This is a genomic window from Microbacterium sp., assembly GCF_035687345.1.
GTDB lineage: Bacteria > Actinomycetota > Actinomycetes > Actinomycetales > Microbacteriaceae > Microbacterium.
Genome location: NZ_DASRXZ010000096.1, coordinates 1 through 8,865, shown reverse-complemented (window position 1 = coordinate 8,865; position 8,865 = coordinate 1). Strand labels below are relative to the sequence as shown.

Genomic DNA, 8,865 nt, shown 5'->3' with positions numbered 1-8,865 from the left:
GCTGTTCGAGCTCGGCATGACGTTCGCGTTCGTGTTCGTCATCTGGCTCATCGCGCAGAGCATCTTCGTGATCGGAACGCTGTGCCCGTGGTGCATGGTCACGTGGGTCGTGACGATCCCGTCGTTCTACGTCGTGACGCTCCATGTGCTGCGCGCAGGGATCCTGCCCGCACCGGCGTCGATCCGCCGCGGAGCAGATGTGCTCATGGGCTGGACGCCCCTGCTCGCGGTCGTGAGCTACGCGATCGTCGCCGTCATCGCCCAGCTGCGCCTCGACGTGCTCGGCTCGCTGTTCTGACGCTTCCGGTTGTCGGCGTGGAGTCGTAGCGTCGCCTCATGCGTGTCACGAAGCGGATGCCCCACCCCCGCACCGCCGCAACCGGGTTGGCGTTCGCGGCGATCGCCCTCGCCGCGCTCTCGCTGCCGGGATGCGTGTCTACGTCGAGTCCGCCCTCCTCCGTGTGCGTGCCCGAGCTGAGCGTGTCGCCCGAGAACCCGAAACCGGGGCGCATCGTGACGGTCGCGACCACGAGGGCGTGCCCCGCGCCTGAGGGCACCGAGTGGTTCGTGCGCATCCAGCCCGACGGCGAGCGCATCCCGCTCGCGCAGGCGCGCGTCGAGCCCGCTCCGGACGGATCGTTCGAGGTGTCGATCACGGTGCCGCCGACGATCCACCCCGGCACCGCGATCGCGTGGATCGCGAACTTCTGGGACTCGCAGGAGTGCCCCGACGGAGCGTCCTGCGCGTCGGCGGAGGTGCGGTTCACGGTCGCGGCGCCGTAGCGCGGCATCCGTCTCGCTCCTGCCCTCAGCGGAACCAGATCGCGAGCTCGCGCGCGGCCGACTCGGGCGAGTCCGAGCCGTGCACGAGGTTCTGCTGCACCTGGAGGCCCCAATCGCGACCGTAGTCGCCGCGGATCGTGCCCGGTGCGGCGGTCGTCGGGTCGGTCGTGCCCGCGAGCGAGCGGAAGCCCTCGATGACGCGGTTGCCCGCGAGGCGGATGGCCACCGACGGTCCCGACATCATGAACTCGAGCAGCGGCTCGTAGAACGGCTTGCCCTCGTGCTCGGCGTAGTGCGCCTCGAGGCGGTCGCGGTCGGGCTCGACGAGCTTGATGTCGACGAGCGCGTAGCCCTTCGCCTCGATGCGGGCGAGGATGGCGCCGGTGAGGCCGCGTGCCACGGCATCGGGCTTCACAAGGACGAGGGTCTCTTCGGTGGGCATGTCAGTCTCCGTTCGCCCTGTCGGTCTCGTGGGGGACGTCGGCGACACCGCCCGCGTCGGCGGCCAGTCGCGCGTTGCGGCGGTCGAGCGCCGCCCCCTTGATCGTGGCATACCCCCACATCGCACCGAAAATGAGCGCGACGATCAGGAGCGCCGGAAGCAGGATCGCGCCGGCGGCGAGCACGAGCTGCCACAGCCACCCGAGCGCGATCGCCCAGCGGTGGCGCAGCAGGCCCGCGGTGGCGATCATGAGCACCGCGAGGGTCGCGCCCGCGACGATGCCCCACCACGGCTCGACGCCCGACGGGAGAGCCTTGAGGCCGTATACGACAAGCCCGCCGAGGAACACGACGACGGACTCGAACCCGAGGACGATCGCCCCGAGCGACTCGGCGGCTCCGCGCGGTCGGCGTTCGCGTCGGGCGCTCACGCCTCCCACCCGGACTTCCAGTCCTCGACGGTCGAGAGCGTGAGCGCTTCGCCCGCGAGCACGACAGAACCTGCGATGACGACGGCACGGCGATCGGATGCCGCGGCCCACCGGCGCGCCTCCTCGGCCGCGTCCGCGAGCTCCGGGTGCACCGTGACGCTCACGCCCGCCGCCTCCACGAGGTCGGCGATCGCATCGGCGTCGTTCGCTCGCTCGGAGTCGGGCGACGTCGCGAAGACGTGCGCCGCGAGCGGAGCGAGCTCGGCGACGATGCCCGCGGCGTCCTTGTCCGACAGGACGCCCAGCACGACGCCCCACTCGTCGAAGTCGAACGCCTCGCGCAGGGCCGCGACCAGCGAGCGCGCCCCGTGCGGGTTGTGCGCCGCGTCGACGATCACCGTGGGGTCTGCGCCGACGAGCTGGAGGCGTCCGGGAGAGGTGACCTGCCCGAGTCCCTCGGCCAGCACGTCGCCGGCGATCGCGATCGACCCCGCTCCGATGAGCGACTCGACCGCGGCGATCGCGAGCGCCGCGTTGCGGCCCTGGTGCCGGCCGTAGAGAGGCAGGTACTCCTCTTCGTACGTCGCCGCGAGGCCGCGCACGGTGATGAGCTGCCCGCCGACCGCGAGACGGTCGTCGGTGAGCGCGAACTCCTCGCCCTCGAACGCGATCGACGCTCCCCGCCGCGCGGCGACCTCGCGCAGCACGGCGGCCGCCGCGGGATCCTGATGAGCCGAGACGACGGATGCGCCGTCCTTGATGATCCCGGCCTTGACGCCCGTGATCTCCTGGATGGTGTCGCCGAGGCGGTCGGCGTGGTCGAGGTCGATCGGCGCGATCACCGCGACGTCTCCGTCGGCCGTGTTGGTCGAGTCCCACGACCCGCCCATGCCGACCTCGAGAACGAGCACGTCGACGGGGGCGTCGGCGCATGCCACGAACGCGAGCACCGTCAGCAGCTCGAAGAACGTGAGCGGCGCGTCGCCCGCGGCCGCGAGCTCGGAGTCGACGATGTCGACGATGGGCTCGACCTCGTCCCACGCGTCGGCGATCGCGGCATCCGACACCGGCTCGCCGTCGATCATGATGCGCTCGGTGAAGCGCTCGAGATGCGGGCTCGTGAACATGCCCGTGCGCAGGCCGTGCGCGCGCACGAGGCTCTCGATCATGCGGCTGGTCGAGGTCTTGCCGTTCGTGCCCGTCACGTGGACGACGCGATACGTCTTCTGCGGGTCGTCGAGGAGCTCCAGCACGCGACGGGTGCGCTCGACGCGCGGCTGCACCCATCGCTCCCCCTGCCGCTGCAGGAGGGCCTCGTAGACGCGATCGGCGCGGCGCCGATCCTTTTCCGTCATGCGGATGCCTCCACCTTCGTCACCGCGACCTCGAACGCGCCGCGGTTCGCGAATGTTCCGGCCGCGAACTCGGCGACGTGGTCCGGCGCGGGCTTCTGGGGGCGGCTCCCCCGCGGGCCGTAGAGCGAGTGCTCGACGGCGAGCGTCTCGCCGGCCACGTTCGCGACATCGAACGCGGTCTCGACCGCGACGCGGTCGTCGACGTCGTCGAACGCGAGCTCGAGGCGGATGCGGTCGCTCACCTCGAAGCCGGCGGCCTTGCGCGTGTCCTGCACGGCGCGGATGACGTCGCGCGCGAGGCCCTCGGCCTCGAGCTCGGGCGTCGTGGTCGTGTCGAGCAGGACGAAGCCACCGGAAGGCAGCAGCGCGATCGCCGTGCCTTCGCCGACTCCCCCGGCCTCGAGCGCGAGGTCGTACTCGCCGGGCTCGAGGGCGATGCCGTCGACGACCACGACGCCGTCGCGCTCCTCCCACACGCCCGCCTTCGCACCGGCGATGACATGCTGCACCTGCTTGCCCAGGCGCGGGCCCGCGGCGCGTGCGTTGACCGTGAGGCGCCGGCTGATGCCGTACTCCTCGGCGAGAGTCTCGGTGAGCGGCACGAGCTCGACCGCCTTCACGTTGAGCTCGTCGCGCAGGATGTCCTCGAACTGGGCGAGGGACGCGGCATCCGTCACCGCCACCGTCAGCTTCGCGAGCGGCAGGCGCACGCGCTTGCCCTCCTTCTTGCGGAGCGCATTCGCGACGCTCGACACCTCGCGGACGGTGTCCATCGCGGAGCGGATGTCGTCGGCGGCCGGGAACTGCTCGGCATCCGGCCAGTCCTGCAGGTGCACGCTGCGTCCGCCGGTGAGCCCCTGCCACACGCGCTCGGAGATGAGGGGGATGAGCGGCGCGGCCACACGCGTGAGCGTCTCGAGCACCGTGTAGAGGGTGTCGAACGCCTCGCGGCTCGCCGGATCCTCCGACACGCCCATCCAGAACCGGTCGCGCGAACGCCGGATGTACCAGTTCGTCAGCACCTCGGCGAAGTCGCGCAGCTTCGCCGCCGCGAGCGTCGAGTCGAGAACCTCCAGGTCGGCGGCGACACCGCGCACGAGGTCGCCCGTGAGCGCGAGGATGTACCGGTCGAGCACGTCGGTGGAGTCGGTGCGCCACGACGCCTCGTAGCCCCCGCTTCCGGTCCCTGAGCCCGTCGAAGGGCCGCTCGCCGCGTTCGCGTACGTCGCGAAGAAGTACCACGCGTTCCACAGCGGCAGAAGGAACTCGCGCACGCCGGCGCGGATGCCCTCCTCCGTGACGATGAGGTTGCCGCCGCGCAGCACCGAGCTCGCCATAAGGAACCAGCGCATCGCGTCGGAGCCGTCGCGATCGAAGACCTCGCTCACGTCGGGGTAGTTGCGCAGCGACTTCGACATCTTCTGCCCGTCGCTGCCGAGCACGATGCCGTGGCACGACACGCCCGTGAACGCGGGCCGGTCGAACAGCGCGGTCGACAGCACGTGCATGACATAGAACCAGCCGCGCGTCTGGCCGATGTACTCGACGATGAAGTCCGCCGGCGAATGCGTCTCGAACCACTCACGGTTCTCGAACGGGTAGTGCACCTGCGCATACGGCATCGATCCCGAGTCGAACCACACGTCGAACACGTCCTCGATGCGACGCATCGTGCTGCGACCCGTCGGGTCGTCTGGGTTCGGGCGCGTGAGCTCGTCGACGAACGGGCGGTGCAGGTCGATCTCGCCCGCCTCGTTGCGCGGCAGCGCGCCGAAGTCGCGCTCGAGCTCCTCGAGCGACCCGTACACGTCGACGCGCGGGTACTCCGGGTCGTCGCTCTTCCACACCGGGATCGGCGAGCCCCAGTAGCGGTTGCGGCTGATCGACCAGTCGCGCGCGCCCTCGAGCCACTTGCCGAACTGCCCGTGCTTGACGTTCTCGGGCACCCACATGATCTGCTCGTTGTTCTCGAGCAGGCGCTCCTTGATCGCGGTCACGCGCACGAACCAGCTCGAGACCGCCTTGTAGATGAGCGGGTTGCGGCAGCGCCAGCAGTGCGGGTACGAGTGCTCGTAGCTCGCGAGGCGCAGCAGCCGCCCGTTCTGGCGCAGCAGGCGCACGAGCGGCGTGTTGGCGTCCATCCACAGCTCGCCCGCGACATCCGTCACGTGCGGCAGGAAGCGCCCGCCGTCGTCGAGCGACAGGATCGTCGGGATCCCCGCCGCGTCGGCCACGCGCTGGTCGTCCTCACCGTACGCGGGCGCCTGGTGCACGATGCCGGTGCCGTCGCTGGTCGTCACGTAGTCGTCGGCGATGATGCGCCACGCGTTCTCGGTGCCCCAGGTCTCGGCATCCGCGTAGTAGTCGAACAGCCGGTCGTAGGAGACCCCGTCGAGCTCGGAGCCGAGCACCACGCGCTCGATCGCCTCGCGCGCCGCATCGGGCGACTCGTAGCCGAGGTCCTTCGCGTAGCCGCCCAGAAGTTCCTCCGCGAGGAGGTACCGGTGCGCGACGGCGCTCTCGCGGTCATCGCCCGCCGGGACATCCGACGCGCCGTTCGGGCCGCCGGGAAGGACGACATAGCGGATGTCGGGACCGACGGCCAGCGCGAGGTTGGTCGGCAGCGTCCAGGGGGTCGTCGTCCACGCGAGCGCCCGCACGCCGGTGAGGCCGAGCGCCTCGGCCTTCGCGCCGACGAGCGGGAAGGTGACCGTCACGGACGGGTCCTGGCGCATCTTGTACACGTCGTCGTCCATGCGCAGCTCATGGCTCGACAGCGGCGTCTCGTCGCGCCAGCAGTACGGCAGCACGCGGTACCCCTCGTACGCGAGGCCCTTGTCGTAAAGCGTCTTGAACGCCCACAGCACCGACTCCATGTAGGTCGTGTCGAGCGTCTTGTAGCCGCGTTCGAAGTCGACCCAGCGTGCCTGGCGGGTGACGTAGTCCTCCCACTCGCGCGTGTACTCGAGCACCGATTCACGGGCCTTCGCGTTGAAGGCCGCGATGCCCATCTCCTCGATCTGCTGCTTCTCGGTGATGTCGAGCTGCTTCATCGCCTCGAGCTCGGCGGGAAGACCGTGCGTGTCCCACCCGAACACGCGGTCGACCTTGTGGCCGCGCATCGTCTGGAACCGCGGGAAGAGGTCTTTCGCGTAGCCGGTCAGCAGGTGCCCGTAGTGCGGCAGGCCGTTCGCGAACGGCGGGCCGTCGTAGAAGACCCACTCGGGAGCGCCCTCGCGCTGCGCGATCGACGCGCGGAACGTGTCGTCGTTCTTCCAGAACTCGAGCACCTCGAGCTCGATCTCGGGGAAGCGCGGACTGGGCACGACGGCGGGCGGCGTCGCATCGGCGGCGGGGCCGAATGCGGATCCGGTCCCTGAGCTTGTCGATCCGGTCCCTGAGCTTGTCGAAGGGCGGGGATAGGTCATTTCTCTCCAGCAGGTGCTCGAATGCTCGTCTGCCGGGACGACCCTCGCGGACCGCGGTACCACCCTGCTTGACCTCGAGGTCTCGTGCGCGAAGTGCGCTCGCCCGAGACCTGGGCCCCCTCTCACTGCGGCTGTGACGGGCCTGACCCGTTCGGTTCTACTGACGCCGAGCCACAGGACCCGGCGCGTTCTTCCGAAGACTCCCCGGTGATGGCCGGATCGACGTCGTTTCCATCGATCTTACCGGCTCGACGATCGTCGTAGGCTTCCCCTGACGGCCCCGAGCTGAGGCGACGATGCCAGACACCCCGTTCCCCCGCGCCGTGATCACCCGGCGCACGCTGCTGACGGCAGCGGGCGCCGGCGCGGTGGCGGCCGCCCTTGCGGCGTGCACGGCGGATGCGCCACCCGTCCCCACCCCGACGGCGGCGCCCAGCCCCACACCGTGGAGCCCGCCCTCGGAGCCGATGCGCTTCCCCACCGGCTTCACGTGGGGAGCGGCCACGAGCGCCTTCCAGGTCGAGGGGTCGCTCGCGGCGGACGGGCGCACGCCATCCGTGTGGGACACGTTCGCCGCACGTGCCGGGACGATCCGGGACGGGTCCACCGGTGAGCCCGCCGCCGATCAGTACCGGCGATACGAGGAGGACGCCGACCTCATGGCGAGTCTCGGCCTCGGCGCCTACCGGTTCTCGATCTCGTGGTCGCGCGTCGTGCCGACGAGCACGGGCACGATCGACTCGCGCGGCGTCGACCACTATCGGCGCGTCATCGACGCGCTCGCCGGACGCGGCATCCGCCCCGCCATCACGCTGTTCCACTGGGACCTGCCGCAATGGGTGCAGGACGCAGGCGGATGGATCCGACGCGAGACGGCGGACCTGTTCGCCGAGTACGCCACGGCGTGCTTCGAGGCGTTCGGCGACGTCGACGCCGACTGGATGACGCTCAACGAGCCCAAGACCCACGCGTACGTGGGCCATTGGTACGGTGCGCATGCCCCGGGTCTGCGCTCATCCGACGTCGCGGCGGCGGCCGTGCACCACCAGCTGCTCGCCCACGGGCGCGCCGTCGAACGGTTCCGCTTGAGCGGCGCGGCGGGGCGCATCGGCATCGCGCTGAACCTCATCCCGGTGTATCCGACCGACCCCGCCCAGCCCGAGGCGGCGGTGCGCGTCGACGCACGCGAGAACCGGCTGTTCCTCGATCCCGTCCTCCTCGGCACGTATCCGGACGACGCCGTGGGCGGCGAGGCCGGACAGCTGCCCGCCGACCCGGTGACCTTCACCGGGCTGCAGAAGTCCGGTGACCTCGAGACGATCGCGGCTCCCCTCGACTTCCTCGCGGTGCAGTACTACGGCGTGACGGGCGTCAACCCCGGCGGGCGCGAGACGCAGGTCGCTCCGACGTCAGCGGCGCCGTGGCAGCAGGTGCTGCCCGAGGGCCTGTACGACCTGCTCACGCGGCTCGCGGCGGACTACCCCGCGATCCCGCTGCTGATCACCGAGAACGGCATCCCGGACCGGTCGCCCGCGGTGACGGTCGACGACCCCGAGCGCCTCGAGTTCTTCCGCACGCACTTCCAGCAGGCGGCGCGCGCGATCTCCGACGGCGTGCCGCTCGAGGGGTACTACGCGTGGTCGCTCCTCGACAACTTCGAATGGGCCGAGGGTTACACGCAGCGGTGGGGCATCGTCGCGGTCGACTTCGAGACGCAGGAGCGGATGCCGAAGCGAAGCGCGGGCTTCTACGCCGACGTCATCGCGGCGAACGCGGTGCCGCCCGCGAAACACACTTCCTGGATCGGATCCATCAACCCTCGAGCGGTGGCAGGATAGACGCTCGTGACAACAGCAGACGCCGCCCCTGCGGCATCCGGATCATCCGGTTCCTCCTCCGTCCGCCGCGTGGCCTGGGCCTCGATGGTCGGCACGTCCCTCGAGTCGTTCGACTTCTACGTCTTCGCGTACTTCTCGGCGTTCTTCGTCGGACCCCTTTTCTTCGAGCCGCTCGGCGAGTTCGGCGGCACCCTCCTCGCGTTCTCGACCGTCGCCCTCGCGTTCGTCGTGCGGCCGATCGGGGCAGTGATCTTCGGCCACATGGGCGACCGCCTCGGCCGTCGCGCGACGCTCCTGTGGACGATCGGCATCATGGGCGTCGCGACCGGCCTCATCGGCGTGCTGCCGACGTACGCGCAGGCGGGCTGGTTCGGCGCGGTGTTCCTCGTGATCCTCCGCATCGCGCAGGGCCTGTCGCTCGGCGGCGAATGGGGCGGGTCGATCCTCCTCGCGACCGAGCACGCGAACCCGGTGAAGCGCGCGTTCTACGCCGCCGTGCCGCAGCTCGGCTCCCCCGTCGGATCGATCCTGTCGGCGGCGCTGTTCATCGTCATGACCCTCGTGCTTCCGACCGACCAGCTCGTGGAGT

General features: G+C 70.5%; 8 protein-coding genes. 4 read left to right on the top strand and 4 right to left on the bottom strand.

What is annotated here, in order from left to right; translation table 11 throughout:
• Both VFF97_RS11010 and VFF97_RS11005 read left to right on the top strand, forming a co-directional pair.
• A partial coding sequence (locus tag VFF97_RS11010; RefSeq protein WP_325033548.1) for a vitamin K epoxide reductase family protein occupies window positions 1–298 on the top strand: 298 nt, incomplete at its 5' end.
• 38 nt (window positions 299–336) lie between these two features.
• On the top strand, window positions 337–783 hold the full coding sequence (locus tag VFF97_RS11005; protein WP_325033547.1) for a hypothetical protein: 447 nt from the start codon (window positions 337–339) through the stop codon (window positions 781–783).
• 25 nt (window positions 784–808) lie between these two features.
• On the opposite strand, the gene ndk is transcribed toward VFF97_RS11005, so the two are convergent.
• The 4 genes from ndk to ileS are packed head-to-tail and all read right to left on the bottom strand — an operon-like array spanning window position 809 to window position 6,438.
• Window positions 809–1,225, bottom strand: a complete 417-nt coding sequence (gene ndk, locus VFF97_RS11000; protein WP_325033546.1) for a nucleoside-diphosphate kinase — start codon at window positions 1,223–1,225, stop codon at window positions 809–811.
• A gap of 1 nt (window position 1,226) precedes the next feature.
• Window positions 1,227–1,655, bottom strand: a complete 429-nt coding sequence (locus VFF97_RS10995) for a DUF4233 domain-containing protein (RefSeq protein ID WP_325033545.1) — start codon at window positions 1,653–1,655, stop codon at window positions 1,227–1,229.
• The gene (locus VFF97_RS10990) at window positions 1,652–3,010 is read right to left on the bottom strand and encodes a folylpolyglutamate synthase/dihydrofolate synthase family protein (protein ID WP_325033544.1); all 1,359 of its coding nucleotides are present in this window, start codon (window positions 3,008–3,010) and stop codon (window positions 1,652–1,654) included. Before VFF97_RS10990 ends, VFF97_RS10995 begins: the two co-directional genes overlap by 4 nt.
• On the bottom strand, window positions 3,007–6,438 hold the full coding sequence (gene ileS, locus VFF97_RS10985; protein WP_325033543.1) for an isoleucine--tRNA ligase: 3,432 nt from the start codon (window positions 6,436–6,438) through the stop codon (window positions 3,007–3,009). Before ileS ends, VFF97_RS10990 begins: the two co-directional genes overlap by 4 nt.
• A 296-nt stretch (window positions 6,439–6,734) precedes the next feature.
• Between ileS and VFF97_RS10980 the strand changes: the two genes are divergently transcribed.
• Window positions 6,735–8,276: a GH1 family beta-glucosidase gene (locus VFF97_RS10980; protein WP_325033542.1), complete on the top strand. Its 1,542-nt coding sequence runs from the start codon at window positions 6,735–6,737 to the stop codon at window positions 8,274–8,276.
• A 6-nt stretch (window positions 8,277–8,282) separates the two neighbouring features.
• The coding region (locus tag VFF97_RS10975) for an MFS transporter (protein WP_325033541.1) at window positions 8,283–8,865 on the top strand (583 nt) is incomplete at its 3' end.

Excerpts from the sequence above, each read along its gene's own strand:
- VFF97_RS11005 (WP_325033547.1), top strand. The coding sequence starts at position 337 with ATGCGTGTCACGAAGCGGATGCCCCACCCCCGCACCGCCGCAACCGGG.
- ndk (WP_325033546.1), bottom strand. The coding sequence starts at position 1,225 with ATGCCCACCGAAGAGACCCTCGTCCTTGTGAAGCCCGATGCCGTGGCA.
- VFF97_RS10990 (WP_325033544.1), bottom strand. The coding sequence starts at position 3,010 with ATGACGGAAAAGGATCGGCGCCGCGCCGATCGCGTCTACGAGGCCCTC.
- ileS (WP_325033543.1), bottom strand. The coding sequence starts at position 6,438 with ATGACCTATCCCCGCCCTTCGACAAGCTCAGGGACCGGATCGACAAGC.
- VFF97_RS10980 (WP_325033542.1), top strand. The coding sequence starts at position 6,735 with ATGCCAGACACCCCGTTCCCCCGCGCCGTGATCACCCGGCGCACGCTG.